Source organism: Roseburia sp. AF25-13LB (genome assembly GCF_003478915.1).
Taxonomy (GTDB): Bacteria; Bacillota; Clostridia; order Lachnospirales; family Lachnospiraceae; genus Roseburia_C; species Roseburia_C amylophila.
In genome coordinates, this window is record NZ_QUFO01000015.1 from 25830 (window position 1) to 42866 (window position 17037).

The following is a 17037-nucleotide window of genomic DNA, read 5'->3' on the forward strand; positions in this document are numbered from 1 at the left end:
TAAATATAATTATTTACCCATACAGAATTTACTGAAAATCTCATTAACCAGATCATCTTCTACTGCTTCTCCGATAATAGTACCCAGTTCTTCATAAGCATTCATAAGGTCAATAGAATAAAAATCTTCCGGCATTCCATTTTCTACACTCTGTTTTACTAACTTTAAGCTCTCTACTGCCTGAATCAATGCGTTTTTATGTCTAATGTTAGTAATATAAACTTCATCGTTAAATGAAATCGTTCCATGGAAAAACATTTCCGTAATGGTCTCTTCTAATACATCAATTCCAATATTTTCTTTTGCAGAAATAGCTATCATCTTATGATCTGCACCGGATAATTTTTCTTTCAGTTCTTCTTCTCCGGTTACCTGGGTTAAATCAGATTTATTTAATAAAATAATGGCCTTCTTTTCCCGGATGGCATCTATAATCTTTTCGTCATTTTCATCCAATGCAGTAGAAGTATCCACTACATAGATAATAAAATCAGCTTTATCCACAAGGGACAGTGCTTTATCCACACCAATCTTCTCTACCACATCCTCAGTACTTCTGATTCCTGCCGTATCCATAATATTAAGTGTTATGCCATTTAAATTAATCTGCTCTTCCAATACATCTCTGGTAGTTCCGGCAATATCCGTTACAATTGCCCTCTCTCTTCCCACCAGCACATTTAATAAAGAAGATTTTCCGGCATTTGGCTTTCCGACAATCACCGTATTAATGCCTTCTTTTAAAAGACTGCCATTTTCCGAAGATACAATCATCTGATTCATCTTATGCATCAGTTCATCTATTATAATAAGAAGATTCTCTCCATATCCATCAATACTGATATGCTCCGGATCATCTAAAGCAGACTCAATAAATGCAATCTCATGTATGATTTTACCACGAATTTCTTTGATTTTTCCTGTAAGAGCTCCGTTTAACTGCTGCATGGAACTTTTCAATGCAAAATCATTCTTTGAAGAAATGACATCCATGACAGATTCTGCCTGACTTAAATCAATACGCCCATTCAAAAATGCACGCTTGGTAAACTCTCCCGGTTCTGCAGGTCTTGCTCCATTTTTCAGTACTACTTCTAAAATACGCCGCATCACAAGAGTTCCACCATGGCAGTCAATTTCTACCGTATCTTCTCTGGTATAACTGTTCGGTGCCCGCATCAGAAGAACCATTACTTCATCTATTATTTCATCTTCATCATAAATATGGCCATAATGAATCGTATGACTCTTGCACTGTGATAAAAGCTTGTTTCCTTTTTTTGGCCGGTATATCTTATCAATTACATCAAAAGCATCTTCTCCACTAATACGGATGATTCCAATTCCTGAATTCGTCATGGCGGAAGCAATTGCTGCAATAGTCTCTGTTTTCATAGAAATCTCCTTAATATAAGAATTCTTATATTATCTGTGTAATATATAAGAGTTATAAAACGGTATAATTATATCATTTTATAACTCTTATGAAATCATTTTCTTATAAAATTTTTAAATTATTTTTTTAATGTAACAACTACATGACGGAAAGGTTCTTCTCCCTCGCTGTGGGTTTCTACATATCTGTCACCCTGCAATGCAGAATGAATCACTCTTCTTTCAAATGGATTCATTGGCTCTAAAGATACTGGACGTTTTGTTCTCTTAACCTTATATGCAATATTCTTTGCAAGATTTTCCAGAGTATCTTTTCTTCTCTGGCGGTAATCTTCGGTATCAAGCTTAACTTTGATATATCCATCCGAATGTTTATTAACAGCAAGATTTGTAAGATACTGAAGAGAATCTAAAGTCTGTCCTCTCTTGCCAATCAGCAGTCCCATTTCTTTACCGCTTAATTCTACTTCATAGACCTTATCATCTTCTGCTTTCTTAATATCAATGGTAACTTCCATATTCATAGCAGAAAATACATTTTCCAAAAACTCACGGATATTATCTACCGTATCATTCTTCTTCCGTGCCTTGATGATTGCAGGTTTACTCTTGATACCAAGAAATCCGGTAGAACCCTTCTCAATAACTTCTACCTCAATCTTGTCACTGGTAGTTCCAAGCTTAATCGAAGCCTCTGTAATTGCATCATCCACTGTTTTTGCTGAAACTTCAATAAATTCCATTGTATATTACCCCCTCTATTTATTGTTTCTTTCATTGAATTCACGTACTCTGTTAGCTTTAGAAGCAAGACTTCCTGCTTTTGCATTACTTCTTACCTCTGCTGCATGCTCTAAAGCTTCTTCCTTTTCTTCTTTTGTCATAGTACCTGATTCAATAACATTTGCTTTTGTACTCATCTTTGCTGCATTAGCAATCTGATTTTCAATCAGACCCATTTTCTTTTCACGCTTTGCTTTTGCTTTTTCCTGATTAGCTTTCATAATAGCATCCCAGTCCATCTTATCAAGACGTTTGTTGATACCCCACTGCTGGATACTACGAACAAGAGCACTTGCAATCCAGTAAATACCAAGACCAACCGGTACAGTGAAACACATTACAAATGAGAATAATGGCATCATAAGATTCATGGTTTTCATCTGCTGTGCCATTGCATCATTTTCACCGGTAGAAGCGGTAGGCATTAATTTAATATTTAATCTCTGTGTCAGGAAAGAAATAACCGGAATCAGTAATGCACCGATTGCAAGTAAATAAGCTCCTGACTTAAAGCCTGTTGTCATAATATTCCATGGGCTGTTTGAAATGTTAAGACCAAGGAAATAGTTTAACTTCTCTAAGGATTTCTCAGTTGCATCCAGATTGGTAAGATTACCAAATACTTTTGTTAACTCACTCCATCCGGAAGTATTCATCTTATATAAAACATCAACAATATAATTATGAAGAACATTTGTATCCGTAGCAGTAAAATCAACAGATAAACCTGCAATTTTAATTTTATCAACAAAGCTTGTCATCTTATCCGCAAAGCCGTCAATAGACATAATCTCTGTAACAAGAGCAGAAAACTTCTCTTTTACAGCTGGTACATATGCCGGTACATTTAAGAATACACGATATAAAGCAAACAGAATCGGCATCTGGATTAACATCTGGATACAGCTTCCGGTCGGTGAAACACCATATTTCTGGTAAACCATCTGTGTCTCTTCCTGCATCTTCTGCATGGAAACCTGGTCTCTTTTGCCATTATATTTCTTCTGGATAGCCTGAAGCTCCGGATTCATCTTCTGTGAAAGCTTTGAGAACTTCTGCTGTTTATAGGTTAATGGAAAAAGACATGCATAAATAATCAAAGTTAAGATAATAATGCAAAGTCCTATATTTTCTATTCCAAACAAACTGTTCAGCACATAATAGATTCCATTCATAATCCATCCTAAGACCTTCGCAATCGGTCCGAGAATCTTACCATTGTACTGAGTTAAAATGATTTCTGACACTTAACGTACCTCCTAATCATGGAACCGGGTCATATCCGCCTTTTGAAAAAGGATTACATCTTAATATCCTCCAGAGAGCCAGTGCTCCCCCCTTTACTGCACCATACTTTTCCACGGCAATCAGACCATAAGTAGAACAGGTCGGGCAATAAGGGCACTTTGTTGTTTTCATTGGTGAAAGATATTTTCTATAAAATTTAATGATTGCAATTAAAATTTTTTTCAAAATCATTCCATCTTCTTTTCGATATTATCTTTAAATAATTCCATGAAGATTCGAAAGATGCAGCAATGAACTCTTTAACTTGTGATAACCTTCATTTTTTGCTGACACCCTTACGATGACTACAATGTCCCAACCACTATGAAACATCTCTTCGTGCAGTCTATAACTTTCTCTTAATAATCTCGTCAGATGATGTCTTACTACACTATTTCCTACTTTTTTACTGACGGAGATTCCAATTCGATTCGATTCCAAACCATTTTCCAGAACATACATCACCAGATACTTGTCCGCATAAGACTTACCATTGCGATATACATTCTGGAAATCTTTGTTTTTCTTCAATGAGTCCATTTTTCAATCCTTAAAAAAGTCTTGTAATAAGAAGAAAAAGACCACAAAAGTTGTGGCCTATGCTGATAATTTCTTTCTTCCTTTTAATCTTCTTGCAGCCAATACTTTTCTTCCGCCTGCTGTACTCATTCTTTTACGAAAACCATGAACTTTATTTCTCTGTCTGTTTTTTGGCTGAAATGTCATCTTACCTTTATGCATAATAATCCACCTCCTCTATGCTAGAAAACATCAGTACAATTATAACAAAAAAACCTGTCAAGTCAAGTAAAACCTGCATTTTTCGGTAATTAATTTTTACACTACTATATATATAAGGAAGAAACTATTTTTAATCTATATCTAGTATCCATTTTCTTCCTTCCATACCATCAAATTTATATATCAAAATTTTATGAACAGGTTATCCACAATTGTTCATAACCTGTTCATAACCTGTAGATAATTTAAGGATAACTTGTTGTTAAAATGACCTTGCCTTAATTTTGAATAGCTTTTTCCGCTAAAATAAAGGCTTTTTTATCCACTTTATTAACATTAGGCTTATCACCTATACCTTTAAAAGTTCTCATTGATAATTTGCCCCATTTAGTTTATTATTAAAAGAGCAGGATTCTATATAATGCTATAAATATGAGAAGCTTTAAAAAGCTTAAATAATAGAAACATGGAGATTTTTATGGAACAGATCATTGAAAAATGGGAAGAAATTTTAAGAACTGTCAAGGAAGAGCATGAACTTACTGACATTTCTTTTAAAACCTGGTTGGAACCACTTAAGGTATTTGATGTCAAAGACAATACTTTATACATACTGGTACCGGACGAACAGATGGGGCTTAACTACATTACCAAGAAATACACTCTTCCTATTAAAGTAGCAGTCGCTGAAATTATTGGAAAGGATTACGAAATCGAATTTGTACTGCCGGAGCAGGCAAAATCCATGCGTACACCGAAACCGATGGCTTTCGTAAATACAGAAAGTATTGACAAATCCAGTTTGAATCCAAACTATACCTTCGATACTTTTGTTGTTGGAAATAATAACAAACTGGCTCATGCAGCTTCACTGGCTGTTGCAGAATCTCCGGGAGAAGTCTATAACCCACTCTTTTTATATGGAGGCGTAGGACTTGGTAAAACGCATTTGATGCATTCCATCGCACATTTTATCCAGTCCAATAATCCAGATGTGAAGATTTTATACGTTTCTTCGGAAACTTTTACCAATGAACTGATTGAAGCCATCCGAAATGGCAATAATACAGCTATGACAAAATTCCGTGAGAAATATCGTAATATCGATGTACTTTTAATCGACGATATCCAGTTTATTATAGGAAAAGAAAGTACACAGGAAGAATTTTTCCATACCTTTAATGAGCTTTATCTTGCTAAGAAACAGATTGTTATTTCTTCTGATAAGCCGCCAAAGGATATGGAAACATTAGAAGAACGTATCCGCTCCCGTTTTGAATGCGGTCTGACTGCTGACATCGGTTCTCCGGATTATGAAACCAGAATGGCAATTCTGCGAAGAAAAGAAGAAATGGATAATTTCCATTTAGATGATGAAATTTTAAAATACATTGCTACTAATATTAAGTCTAATATCAGGGAACTGGAAGGTGCTTTAAATAAACTGCTTGCCTACTCCAATCTTGAACAGACTGAGATTACCATGGAAGTAGCCATGAAAGAGCTTCAGAATATTATTTCTCCGGACAAGCCGAGGGAGATTACTCCACAGCTTATTATTGATGTGGTATGCGAACATTTCCATATTACAAAAGAGCAGATGATTTCTAAAAGCCGCAGCAACGATATTGCAAAGCCGAGACAGATTGCCATGTATCTTTGCAAAAATATGACTGGGGTTTCCTTAGAAAATATTGGAGAACTCTTAGGAGGAAGAGATCATTCTACCGTAATTCATGGTATTAATAAGGTAGAAGCTGAATTACAGACTAATGAAGCAACCGTAAATCTCTTAAATACCATTAAGAAAAAAATTAACCCAAATTAATTTATGCACAGGGTTCTGTTTATAATTTGTGAACTAGCTGTGGAATGGCTTTGGATAACTAATTATGTTAACTTTACATAAAAATTTATTCACTTTTTATTAAGACACAATCCTCAGTCATTTAAACAGGTTATACAGTAACAAAATTCTTTTAAATGCTTATGAATTAAGGGTTGCAGAGGTTATTCACTTATTAACATCCCCTAAGAATAAGACGTTTAATTTCTTTTTAAATATTATATTTATATATGTCGAAAGGAGTTATGAACAACATGAAAATCATCTGTTCAAAATCAAATTTACTTTATGGTGTAAACATTGTTTCCAAAGCCGTACCAACCAGAACGACCATGGCTATCTTAGAATGTATCTTAATAGATGCTTCTGCCGGTGAGATTAAATTAACTGCCAATGATATGGAACTTGGAATCGAAACAAAAATAGAAGGAGAGATTGAAGAAAGAGGAATTATCGCATTAGATGCAAAAGTTTTTTCTGATATCGTAAGAAAGCTTCCTGACAATGAAGTTGTAATCGAAACAGACTCTTCCTTTAAGACAACCATTACCTGTGAAAAAGCAAAATTCAATATCATTGGAAAATCCGGTGAAGATTTTTCTTATATTCCATATATTGAAAGAAATGAAGAAATCAGCATTTCACAGTTTACTTTAAAAGAAGTAATCCGCCAGACAATCTTTTCTATTGCAGATAATGATAATAATAAGCTGATGACAGGAGAATTATTTGAAATCAATGAGAACAGCTTAAAGGTTGTATCACTGGATGGCCACCGTATTTCAATCCGTAATATAGAACTGAAAAATAATTATGAGCATAAGAAAGTGGTTGTTCCTGGAAAGACTTTACAGGAAATCAGCAAGATTCTCCCGGGAAATGCTGACGAAGATGTCAGCATGTATTTATCAGACAACCATATTGTATTTGAATTTGGCAATACCACCGTTGTTTCCCGTCTGATTGAAGGCGAGTATTTTAAGATTGAACAGATGCTTTCTTCTGATTATGAGACAAAGGTTAAGATTAACAAACGTGAATTATTAGACTGTATCGACCGTGCTACCCTTTTAGTAAAAGAGGGAGATAAGAAGCCGATTATCATGAATATAACAGATGATAAGATGGAATTAAAAATCAATTCTTTCATTGGTTCCATGAATGAAGAAATTGATATTACCAAAGATGGAAAAGATATTTTAATTGGATTCAATCCGAAATTCTTTATCGATGCCCTTCGTGTCATTGATGAAGAAGAAGTAACCCTTTATATGGTAAATCCAAAGGCACCATGTTTTATCCGGGATGAAAATGAGACCTTTATCTATCTGATTCTTCCGGTAAACTTTAATGCAGCTGCAAACTAGGATTTGCAGAGGCAGGAAGAGAGGCAATCATGCAGGAAATTAAGCTGCGGGATGAATATATTAAGCTGGGACAGGCGTTAAAAGCTGCCGGAGTCGTAGACTCCGGAGTCACTGCCAAGCTTGTAATATTAGATGAAAAAGTTAAGGTAAATGGAGAAGTTGAAGTACAGCGTGGCAAGAAATTATATGATGGAGATGTAGTGGAAGCTTTGGGCGAAACCATAAAGATTGTAAAATGATAATAAAGTCCATTGAACTTAAGAATTTCCGTAATTATGAAGAGTTAAATCTGAATCTTGACGGTGGAACCAATATTTTATATGGGGACAATGCCCAGGGAAAGACCAATATATTAGAATCCATTTATGTCAGCGGAACAACGAAATCCCATAAGGGAAACCGCGATAAAGAAATGATTCGTTTTGGTGAAAATGAGGCACATATCCGTACTATGGTAGAAAAAAATCAGATGAGTTATCAGATTGATATGCATCTGAAGAAGAACCGTTCCAAGGGAATTGCCATTAATGGTGTGCCAATCCGCAAGGCAAGTGAGCTTTTCGGTGTGCTGAATATGGTATTTTTCTCACCGGAGGATTTAAATATTATCAAAAATGGTCCTTCCGAGCGCAGAAGATTTTTAGATTCGGAAATCTGCCAGCTGGATAAAATTTATCTTTCTGATTTAACCAAGTATAATAAAGTTTTAAATCAGCGCAATAAGCTGTTAAAAGATATGGTATTTCATCCGGATTTGGAAAATACGTTATCCGTGTGGGATATGCAGCTCATTTCTTACGGCAGGCGGATTATCAGCCGGCGCCGGAGATTTGTAGAAGAATTAAATGAAATTGTCCGGGGCATCCATGAAAGCATTTCCGGTGGCAGGGAGCAGCTGACGCTGACGTATGAGCCGGATATCGAAGAAGCTTTTTTTGAAGATGAATTAAACCGGGCTAAGGAAAAGGACAGAAAATACTGCAGTACCTCCGTGGGACCCCACAGAGATGATATTTCCTTTTTTATCGGAGATATCGATATCCGTAAATTCGGTTCCCAGGGACAGCAGAGAACTTCTGCTTTATCACTGAAATTATCAGAGATAGAGCTGGTGAAAAGATGTATTCATGATACACCGGTACTTCTTTTAGATGATGTACTTTCCGAACTGGACAGTAACAGGCAGAATTATCTGCTTAACAGTATACATGATATTCAGACGGTCATTACCTGTACCGGTCTGGATGAATTTGTAAGAAACCGCTTCCAGATTGATAAAATATTTGAAGTCATAAGCGGAACAGTAAGTGAAAAAAATGAAATGTAAAATAATCCGTGAATAGGAGGAATACAGATGAGTACGGAATACGGAGCAGACCAAATTCAGATTTTGGAAGGTTTGGAAGCAGTAAGAAAGAGACCTGGAATGTATATTGGAAGTACCTCTGTGAGAGGACTTCACCATCTGGTATATGAAATTGTGGATAACTCTGTCGACGAAGCACTGGCAGGTTATTGTACCCATATTATCGTTACGATTAATAAAGACAATTCCATTACCGTAGAAGATGACGGACGTGGAATTCCGGTAGGAATTAACCACAAAGCAGGTATTCCTGCGGTAGAAGTAGTATTTACTGTATTGCATGCCGGCGGAAAATTCGGCGGTGGAGGATATAAGGTATCCGGTGGATTACATGGTGTAGGAGCATCCGTTGTAAATGCACTTTCTAACTGGCTGGAAGTACAGATTTTCCACGATGGAAAGATTTATAAACAACGTTATGAACGTGGACATACCATGTATCCACTGAAGGAAGTCGGAAAATGTGATATAAATAAAACCGGTACTACTGTAACCTTTTCTCCGGACGGAAGCATTTTCGAAGAAACCGTATATGATTTTGATACATTAAAGCAGCGTTTAAGAGAGACTGCATTCCTGACAAAGAATCTTAGGATTACACTTCGTGATGACAGGGAAGAGCCTGTAAAAGAACGGGTATTCCATTATGAAGGCGGTATTAAGGAATTTGTAACTTACTTAAATAAGAGCAAGGAAGCATTGTATCCGGAGGTTATTTATTGTGAAGGTGAGAAAAACGGGGTTCTTGTTGAAGTTGCTATGCAGCATAACGATGCATATAACGAAGCTACGTACAGCTTTGTCAATAACATCATCACGCCGGAGGGTGGAACACATCTGGCAGGTTTCCGTAATGCGCTTACCAAAACTTTTAATGAATATGCGCGGGCAAATAAGATTTTAAAGGATTCTGAGCCGGCACTTTACGGTGATGATATCCGTGAAGGTTTAACTGCTATTGTAAGTATTAAGATTGAAGAGCCTCAGTTTGAGGGACAGACCAAGCAGAAGCTTGGTAACAGTGAAGCAAGAGGAGCCGTAGACAGCGTAGTAAGTGAGCAGCTTACATACTTTTTAGAGCAGAATCCTCAGGTTGCAAAGACCATTTGTGAAAAATCACTTCTGGCACAGCGTGCAAGAGAGGCAGCGAGAAAAGCAAGAGATTTAACCAGAAGAAAGACTGCATTAGAAGGAACCTCACTTCCTGGAAAATTAGCAGACTGTTCTGATAAAGATCCGAAAAACTGCGAAATTTTCATCGTCGAGGGAGATTCCGCCGGCGGTTCCGCAAAGACTGCAAGAAGCCGTGCAACCCAGGCAATTCTTCCACTTCGTGGAAAGATTTTGAATGTAGAGAAAGCAAGACTTGATAAAATTTACGGAAATGCTGAGATTAAAGCCATGATTACTGCATTTGGTACCGGTATTCATGAAGATTTTAATATCAGTAAATTAAGATATCATAAGATTATTATCATGACCGATGCCGATGTGGATGGTGCCCATATCAGTACCCTGATGCTTACTTTCATTTATCGTTTCATGCCGGAATTAATCAAACAGGGCTATGTATATCTGGCACAGCCTCCACTTTATAAGATTGAGAAAAATAAAAATGTCTGGTATGCCTACAGCGATGAACAGCTCAATAATATCTTAAAAGAGATTGGAAGAGACGGCAATAACAAGATTCAGCGATACAAGGGATTAGGAGAAATGGATGCCGAGCAGCTCTGGGAGACAACCATGGATCCTGAGAAGAGAATTTTACGCCGTGTTGTAATGGATGAAGAAGAAGCATCTGAAATTGATGTAACATTCAACACCTTAATGGGTGATAAAGTAGAACCAAGACGTGATTTTATTGAAGCAAATGCGAAGTATGTCCAGAACCTGGATATCTAGGAGGAAAAATAGATGGATGACAAGATATTTGACCAGATACATGACGTAGACTTAAAGAAAACGATGGAAACATCTTATATAGACTATGCCATGAGTGTAATTGCAGCCCGGGCTTTGCCGGATGTAAGGGATGGTCTGAAACCGGTACAGAGACGTGTACTGTTTTCCATGATAGAGTTGAATAACGGTCCGGATAAGCCACATAGAAAATGTGCCCGTATCGTCGGAGATACCATGGGTAAATATCACCCACACGGAGACAGTTCAATCTATGGAGCATTAGTAAATATGGCACAGGACTGGTCTACCAGATATCCATTGGTAGATGGTCATGGTAACTTCGGTTCTGTAGACGGTGATGGGGCTGCGGCAATGCGATATACGGAAGCAAGACTTTCAAAGATTTCCATGGAAATGCTTGCTGATATTAATAAAGATACCGTTGATTTCATGCCAAACTTTGATGAGACCGAGAAAGAGCCTGTTGTACTGCCATCAAGATTTCCAAATCTTTTAGTAAATGGTACAACCGGTATTGCGGTAGGTATGGCAACCAATATTCCGCCACATAACTTAAGAGAAGTTATCAATGCAGTAGTAAAAATCATTGATAATGAAGTAGAGCAGGATCGTGGAACCGATATTGAAGAGTTATTAGATATTGTAAAAGGACCTGATTTTCCAACCGGTGGAATGATTCTTGGTACAACCGGAATCAACGAAGCATACCGTACCGGTCGTGGAAAGATTCGTGTTCGTGCAGTTACCAATATTGAGCCGATGAATAATGGAAAGAACCGTATTATTGTAACGGAACTTCCATATATGGTAAATAAAGCCCGCCTCATCGAAAAGATTGCAGAATTAGTAAGAGATAAAAAAATTGACGGAATCACCGATTTACGTGATGAATCAGATCGTCAGGGTATGAGAATATGTATTGAGCTGCGTCGTGATGTAAATCCAAACGTAGTCTTAAACCTTTTATATAAGCATACCCAGTTACAGGATACCTTTGGTGTTATTATGCTGGCATTGGTAAACAATCAGCCGAAAGTCTTAAATCTTCTTGATATGTTAAACTACTATCTGATGCATCAGAAGGAAGTAGTAACAAGAAGAACGAAATATGATTTAAATAAGGCAGAAGAGAGAGCTCATCTTTTAGAAGGCTTACTGATAGCATTAGATCATATTGATGAAGTGATTTCCATTATCCGTGGAAGCAAGACAACACCGGAAGCAAAAGAAAAATTAATGAACCGCTTCGGACTCAGCGATGCACAGGCACAGGCTATTGTAGATATGCGTCTGCGTGCACTGACCGGTCTGGAACGTGAGAAGATTGAAAATGAATATAAGGAATTAGTAGCAAGAATCGCAGAATTAAAAGCAATCCTTGCAGATGAGAAGAAACTTCTTGGTGTCATCAGAGAAGAAATTCTTCTGATTGCAGATAAATATGGAGACGAAAGAAGAACATCTATCGGATTTGACGAATATGACATTTCCATGGAAGATCTGATTCCGGTAACCAATACGGTAATCACCATGACAAAATTAGGATATATCAAGCGCATGAGCGTAGATAATTTCCGCAGCCAGCATCGTGGTGGTAAAGGAATTAAGGGAATGGAGACCATTGAGAACGATTATATCGAAGAACTTCTCATGACAACCTCCCATCATTATCTGATGTTCTTTACCAACAGCGGAAAAGTATATCGTATGAAAGCATACGAGATTCCGGAGGCAGGAAGAACAGCCAGAGGAACTGCGATTATTAATCTGCTTCAGCTTCAGCCGGGTGAGAAAATCACCGCAGTTATTCCGATTAAGGAATACAAAGAAGGTGAATACCTCTTTATGGCAACCAAGAATGGTATTGTGAAGAAGACACTAATCTGCGAATATGCAAATGTCCGTAAGACAGGACTTGCAGCAATCAACCTTCGTGATGATGATGAACTGATTGAAGTAAAGAAGACAGATAACAATAAAGATATCATCTTAGTAACTAAATATGGCCAGTGTATCCGTTTCCATGAAACAGATGTAAGAAGCACTGGTCGTGTATCCATGGGTGTTATCGGTATGAATTTAGCAGACAGCGATGAAGTCGTAGGAATGCAGTTAAATACCCAGGGTGATGCACTGATGATTGTATCTGAAAAAGGTCTTGGAAAATGCACCCTGATGTCTGAATTCTCACCACAGAACCGTGGCGGTAAAGGCGTGAAGTGCTACAAGATTACCGAGAAGACCGGTAATATCATCGGTGTCAAAGCCGTAAATCAGGATAACGAAATAATGCTGATTACCACAGAAGGAATCATCATTCGGATTCCGGTAAATGGAACAGCACTTTTGGGCAGAGTAACATCCGGAGTAAAACTGATTAATGTAAATGACGGAGTAACTGTAGCCAGCATGGCTAAGGTAAAAGAAGATAAATCCATTATGGAAAATGATATTCCGGAGCCGAAACAGCCAGAAGGTGTTATTGTAGAAGAAGATGAAGATGCATCAGCATCGGAGGAAGAGCTGATATCCAAGGAGCTTGGTGAATTAATTAACCGCGCAGAGCAGGATAGCGAAGAAGAATAAAAAACTTTATAAAAAAGAGGGCGGAATCACTGTATCATGATTTCGCCCTTTCAAAAAATAATGGGGGATTAAAGATGCCACAGACATTTTATGAAGTACTATGGATTTTTATTATTTATGCATTTATTGGATGGTGCAGCGAAGTATCATATGCAGCATTGGATAGGGGAATCTTTGTAAACAGAGGATTTTTGAACGGACCATACTGTCCAATTTACGGATGTGGAGTATTAATCGTGGTTGTGTTACTGACACCATTAAAGAAAAATTTACTGATATTATATTTAGGTTCCTTCCTATTGACATCAGTTCTGGAATTTATAACAGGATTCGTAATGGAAAAAGTATTTCATAATAAATGGTGGGATTACTCGGATAAACCCTTTAATATAATGGGATATGTATGTCTGAAATTTTCAATTTTCTGGGGATTGGCATGTACCTTTATTATGTTGATTATTCATCCGATTATTTACGGATTCATTCATCTGATACCGCATATTGTGGGGGTGGTATTACTTATAATTATAATGACCGGATTTGCCATTGACGTAGTAGTAACGGTATCTACTATTGTGAAGTTCAACCGCAGGTTAAAGGTAATGGATGATATTGCAGCAAAAATTAAAGTATTGTCCAACCAGATTGGTGAAAATATTTATGAAAATGTAGAAGAAGCACTGGAAAAATCTGCAGAATTTAAAGAAGGGCATGCAGAAAAGATAGAAAAACTCGAAAATCTGCGTCATAAATATGATGAACTTTTATCCAAAAAGAATGCAGTATCCAGCCGTCTGATGAAAGCATTCCCGGATATGAAATCAAAACATCATAACGAGATTTTGCAGAAATTAAAGAAAATCAATATAAGAAAGTAGGAAAATATGAAACCGAAAATAAAAACAGGGATAAGCGCAATCATGATAATAGGATGGATATTTGCAGGGCTGGGTTCTGTCTTTTTAATAATGGGAATCCTTTTTCTGACACAGTCCGGTAAAGAGGAAGCCTTTAAAATGTTAGGACTCATCTTTGGCGGAACCGGACTTTTCTTTTTTCTGATTGGTGTCATTTTTTTGATATTGCATTACAATAATAAAAGCAGCTTAAAGAAAATTGTAGATAACGGCTATTACATTATGGCAGAAATTTCAAATATAGATATGAATTATAATGTAAACGTAAATGGCAGATGCCCTTATGTGATATATGCCAGATATCAGGATATAAATGGTTGCATTCATACATTTCACAGCCGCAACATTTTCTTTTATCCGGCGGGAATGATGAAAAATAATATGGTAAAAATTTATACAAGACCGGATAATTTTAAAAAATACTATATGGATATCGATGAGATTTTACCGGAAGTACAGATGCATTAAAGGAGACAGAAATGATAAGAACAGTAAAAACAAGTGAAATAACAGAAAATATCAAAGAAATGTGCATTGAAGCAAATTATTATTTATCCAGGGATATGGATGCAGCAATGAAAAATGCGGCTGCAACGGAAGAATCTGAACTAGGACAGAAAATATTAAATCAGTTACAGGATAATCTTGAAATTGCAGATAAAGAGCAGATTCCGATTTGTCAGGATACCGGAATGGCAGTGGTATTTATTGAAGTTGGACAGGATGTTCATTTTGAAGGTGATGCTATAGAAGATGCCATTAATGAAGGAGTGCGTCAGGGATATGTGGAAGGATATCTTCGGAAATCCGTCGTAAAAGACCCACTGATTCGTGAAAATACCAAAGATAATACTCCGGCAGTTATACATTATTCCATTGTGCCAGGCGATAAAGTGAAAATGACTGTTGCACCAAAGGGATTCGGCAGTGAAAATATGAGCCGCGTCTTCATGTTGAAGCCTGCAGAAGGAATCGAAGGTGTTAAAAATGCCATCATGACTGCAGTAGCTGATGCAGGTCCAAATGCCTGCCCGCCAATGGTAGTAGGCGTTGGAATCGGAGGCACCTTTGAAAAATGTGCGATTCTTGCAAAAAAAGCATTAACCAGAAGCGTAGATTCCTATTCTGAAATACCTTATGTAAAAAATCTGGAAATAGAAATGTTAGATAAAATTAATAAGTTAGGCATCGGACCGGGCGGATTAGGTGGAACAACTACAGCTTTAAAGGTAAACATCAATACATACCCGACACATATCGCAGGACTTCCGGTGGCAGTGAACATCTGCTGTCATGTAAACAGACATGTGGTAAGGGAGATTTAAAATGAACACAATTGTAATAGAAGGAAAAGAATATCATTTTAAAATGGCACATCCGGAAAATACAGAAGAAATACTGTCTTTATACCAGAGTGTAATGGGAACAGAAGGCTGCACCTGGGATGAAACATATCCAAGCCGGGAGACCATTGCAAAAGATTTTGCAAATCAGGCATTATTTATAATAGAAGATAATGCCCATAAAATAGCCGGAGCAATTTCAATTGATGAAGATACGGAAGTAAATGCATTAACCTGCTGGTCGAAGCAGTTAGAACCATCTGCGGAGCTGGCTCGTCTTGTCATAAGAGAGACAGAACAGAATCATGGACTGGCACGCATTATGATTCAAAAGACCATGGAAGAATTAAAAAAAAGTGGCATGAAAGGTGTGCATTTTCTGGTAAGTAAGACAAATGAACGGGCAATGCGTTCCTATCAGAAATTGAATTTTACAAAATGTGGTGAATCGGATCTTTATGGAGAAAACTGGTGGTGCTACGAAAAGGCATTATAATAGATTTATTATAAAAGCTGGTAAATATCATTATTTATTATAGAAAGAACAGGTGATAGAATGGATAAATATATTACAACACCGATAACAGAAGAAAAGACATCAGAGCTTCATGCAGGAGATTATGTATACATAACAGGAACGATTTATGTAGCAAGAGATGCAGCCCACAAGAGAATGATGGAAGTCTTAGAAAGAGGAGAAGAACTTCCGATAGACATTGTAGATTCCACAATCTATTATATGGGACCATCACCGGCAAGAGAGGGAAGACCAATCGGTTCCGCAGGTCCGACCACTGCAACCCGTATGGATAAGTATGCACCAACCCTATTGGATTTGGGTGAAAAGGCAATGATTGGAAAAGGAAAACGTTCCAAAGAAGTCATAGATGCCATCATCCGTAATAAAGCAGTATACTTTGCAGCAATCGGCGGGGCAGGCGCACTTCTTTCTAAATGTATTACCAAATCAGAAATTGTCTGTTATGAAGATTTGGGAGCGGAAGCCATCCGCAAGCTGGAAGTAAAAGACTTCCCGGTAATAGTTGTGATAGACAGAGATGGCAACAACCTCTATGAAACAGCAATAGAAAAATATAAGAAAATCCAGCTTTAAAATGCTCTAAAAAAATAAGTGAAAAATAATTTGAATTTGTGATTGACAAAGTGAAATAGTTTTAGTATTATTATCTATGCGTCATGTACGCAGACAACATCATATTTATTTGGAAAGTTCAGATATGGAGAAATACTCAAGAGGCTGAAGAGGCGCCCCTGCTAAGGGTGTAGGTCGGGCAACCGGCGCGAGGGTTCAAATCCCTCTTTCTCCGCTTTTTCCAAGAATAAAGAAATTATTTTTTTTGGAAAAAGTTGTTGACAGATAAGAAATAGGATGTTATACTAAATGAGTTGTGTCTGAGAGATACAATAAAGAACCTTGATAACTGAACAGTGAAATAACCTTGAAAGATTTTGAGAAAAA

At 37.1% G+C, this 17037-nt stretch carries 17 protein-coding genes and 1 tRNA gene; 12 read left to right on the top strand and 6 right to left on the bottom strand.

Going from position 1 to position 17037, the window contains the following annotated elements; all coding sequences use genetic code 11:
* Positions 1-9: 9 nt before the first annotated feature.
* The 6 genes from mnmE to rpmH all read right to left on the bottom strand — a co-directional run bounded on the left by mnmE (position 10) and on the right by rpmH (position 4206).
* Complete coding sequence (mnmE, locus tag DWY37_RS15030) at positions 10-1395, bottom strand: tRNA uridine-5-carboxymethylaminomethyl(34) synthesis GTPase MnmE (protein WP_118544575.1); 1386 nt, start codon at positions 1393-1395, stop codon at positions 10-12.
* A 119-nt stretch (positions 1396-1514) separates the two neighbouring features.
* A complete protein-coding gene (jag, locus tag DWY37_RS15035; RefSeq protein WP_022242299.1) occupies positions 1515-2138 on the bottom strand; it encodes an RNA-binding cell elongation regulator Jag/EloR in 624 nt (207 codons plus the stop codon).
* A 15-nt stretch (positions 2139-2153) separates the two neighbouring features.
* Positions 2154-3425, bottom strand: coding sequence for a YidC/Oxa1 family membrane protein insertase (locus DWY37_RS15040; RefSeq protein WP_199534384.1), 1272 nt, complete (start codon positions 3423-3425; stop codon positions 2154-2156).
* A gap of 16 nt (positions 3426-3441) precedes the next feature.
* Positions 3442-3657: a membrane protein insertion efficiency factor YidD gene (gene yidD / locus DWY37_RS15045; RefSeq protein WP_022242297.1), complete on the bottom strand. Its 216-nt coding sequence runs from the start codon at positions 3655-3657 to the stop codon at positions 3442-3444.
* Between the two features lie 24 nt (positions 3658-3681).
* A complete protein-coding gene (gene rnpA, locus DWY37_RS15050) occupies positions 3682-4005 on the bottom strand; it encodes a ribonuclease P protein component (protein ID WP_022242296.1) in 324 nt (107 codons plus the stop codon).
* A gap of 57 nt (positions 4006-4062) precedes the next feature.
* Positions 4063-4206: a 50S ribosomal protein L34 gene (rpmH, locus tag DWY37_RS15055; RefSeq protein WP_022242295.1), complete on the bottom strand. Its 144-nt coding sequence runs from the start codon at positions 4204-4206 to the stop codon at positions 4063-4065.
* Between the two features lie 478 nt (positions 4207-4684).
* Between rpmH and dnaA the strand changes: the two genes are divergently transcribed.
* From dnaA to DWY37_RS15115, 12 genes are all read left to right on the top strand, one after another.
* A complete protein-coding gene (gene dnaA, locus DWY37_RS15060) occupies positions 4685-6034 on the top strand; it encodes a chromosomal replication initiator protein DnaA (RefSeq protein WP_117699376.1) in 1350 nt (449 codons plus the stop codon).
* A gap of 272 nt (positions 6035-6306) precedes the next feature.
* Positions 6307-7419 (top strand): DNA polymerase III subunit beta, encoded by a 1113-nt coding sequence (gene dnaN / locus DWY37_RS15065; RefSeq protein WP_117699187.1) that lies wholly within the window; start codon positions 6307-6309, stop codon positions 7417-7419.
* A gap of 29 nt (positions 7420-7448) precedes the next feature.
* Positions 7449-7658, top strand: coding sequence for an RNA-binding S4 domain-containing protein (locus DWY37_RS15070; protein WP_022242292.1), 210 nt, complete (start codon positions 7449-7451; stop codon positions 7656-7658).
* Positions 7655-8746: a DNA replication/repair protein RecF gene (gene recF, locus DWY37_RS15075; RefSeq protein WP_118544576.1), complete on the top strand. Its 1092-nt coding sequence runs from the start codon at positions 7655-7657 to the stop codon at positions 8744-8746. Before DWY37_RS15070 ends, recF begins: the two co-directional genes overlap by 4 nt.
* A gap of 27 nt (positions 8747-8773) precedes the next feature.
* The gene (gyrB, locus tag DWY37_RS15080) at positions 8774-10690 is read left to right on the top strand and encodes a DNA topoisomerase (ATP-hydrolyzing) subunit B (RefSeq protein ID WP_118542352.1); all 1917 of its coding nucleotides are present in this window, start codon (positions 8774-8776) and stop codon (positions 10688-10690) included.
* A gap of 12 nt (positions 10691-10702) precedes the next feature.
* Positions 10703-13297 carry a DNA gyrase subunit A gene (gyrA, locus tag DWY37_RS15085; protein ID WP_118542354.1) on the top strand — a complete coding sequence of 865 codons (2595 nt, stop codon included), beginning with the start codon at positions 10703-10705 and terminating at the stop codon, positions 13295-13297.
* Between the two features lie 74 nt (positions 13298-13371).
* The gene (locus DWY37_RS15090; protein WP_118057781.1) at positions 13372-14175 is read left to right on the top strand and encodes a putative ABC transporter permease; all 804 of its coding nucleotides are present in this window, start codon (positions 13372-13374) and stop codon (positions 14173-14175) included.
* A 42-nt stretch (positions 14176-14217) separates the two neighbouring features.
* Entirely contained in the window at positions 14218-14682 is a 465-nt protein-coding gene (locus tag DWY37_RS15095; RefSeq protein ID WP_147403603.1) for a hypothetical protein, read from the top strand.
* Between the two features lie 11 nt (positions 14683-14693).
* Positions 14694-15539, top strand: coding sequence for a fumarate hydratase (locus DWY37_RS15100; protein ID WP_118057783.1), 846 nt, complete (start codon positions 14694-14696; stop codon positions 15537-15539).
* Position 15540: 1 nt separating this feature from the next.
* Complete coding sequence (locus tag DWY37_RS15105; protein WP_118542356.1) at positions 15541-16053, top strand: GNAT family N-acetyltransferase; 513 nt, start codon at positions 15541-15543, stop codon at positions 16051-16053.
* 60 nt (positions 16054-16113) lie between these two features.
* A complete protein-coding gene (locus tag DWY37_RS15110; protein WP_118542358.1) occupies positions 16114-16671 on the top strand; it encodes a Fe-S-containing hydro-lyase in 558 nt (185 codons plus the stop codon).
* Between the two features lie 126 nt (positions 16672-16797).
* Positions 16798-16885: transfer RNA gene (locus DWY37_RS15115), tRNA-Ser, on the top strand.
* Positions 16886-17037: the final 152 nt, after the last annotated feature.

What these genes read in the sequence shown, in the direction of transcription:
- mnmE (WP_118544575.1), bottom strand. Translation starts at nt 1,395, where the DNA reads ATGAAAACAGAGACTATTGCAGCAATTGCTTCCGCCATGACGAATTCA.
- jag (WP_022242299.1), bottom strand. Translation starts at nt 2,138, where the DNA reads ATGGAATTTATTGAAGTTTCAGCAAAAACAGTGGATGATGCAATTACA.
- yidD (WP_022242297.1), bottom strand. Translation starts at nt 3,657, where the DNA reads ATGATTTTGAAAAAAATTTTAATTGCAATCATTAAATTTTATAGAAAA.
- rnpA (WP_022242296.1), bottom strand. Translation starts at nt 4,005, where the DNA reads ATGGACTCATTGAAGAAAAACAAAGATTTCCAGAATGTATATCGCAAT.
- rpmH (WP_022242295.1), bottom strand. Translation starts at nt 4,206, where the DNA reads ATGCATAAAGGTAAGATGACATTTCAGCCAAAAAACAGACAGAGAAAT.
- dnaA (WP_117699376.1), top strand. Translation starts at nt 4,685, where the DNA reads ATGGAACAGATCATTGAAAAATGGGAAGAAATTTTAAGAACTGTCAAG.
- dnaN (WP_117699187.1), top strand. Translation starts at nt 6,307, where the DNA reads ATGAAAATCATCTGTTCAAAATCAAATTTACTTTATGGTGTAAACATT.
- DWY37_RS15070 (WP_022242292.1), top strand. Translation starts at nt 7,449, where the DNA reads ATGCAGGAAATTAAGCTGCGGGATGAATATATTAAGCTGGGACAGGCG.
- recF (WP_118544576.1), top strand. Translation starts at nt 7,655, where the DNA reads ATGATAATAAAGTCCATTGAACTTAAGAATTTCCGTAATTATGAAGAG.
- gyrB (WP_118542352.1), top strand. Translation starts at nt 8,774, where the DNA reads ATGAGTACGGAATACGGAGCAGACCAAATTCAGATTTTGGAAGGTTTG.
- gyrA (WP_118542354.1), top strand. Translation starts at nt 10,703, where the DNA reads ATGGATGACAAGATATTTGACCAGATACATGACGTAGACTTAAAGAAA.
- DWY37_RS15090 (WP_118057781.1), top strand. Translation starts at nt 13,372, where the DNA reads ATGCCACAGACATTTTATGAAGTACTATGGATTTTTATTATTTATGCA.
- DWY37_RS15095 (WP_147403603.1), top strand. Translation starts at nt 14,218, where the DNA reads ATGATAATAGGATGGATATTTGCAGGGCTGGGTTCTGTCTTTTTAATA.
- DWY37_RS15100 (WP_118057783.1), top strand. Translation starts at nt 14,694, where the DNA reads ATGATAAGAACAGTAAAAACAAGTGAAATAACAGAAAATATCAAAGAA.
- DWY37_RS15105 (WP_118542356.1), top strand. Translation starts at nt 15,541, where the DNA reads ATGAACACAATTGTAATAGAAGGAAAAGAATATCATTTTAAAATGGCA.
- DWY37_RS15110 (WP_118542358.1), top strand. Translation starts at nt 16,114, where the DNA reads ATGGATAAATATATTACAACACCGATAACAGAAGAAAAGACATCAGAG.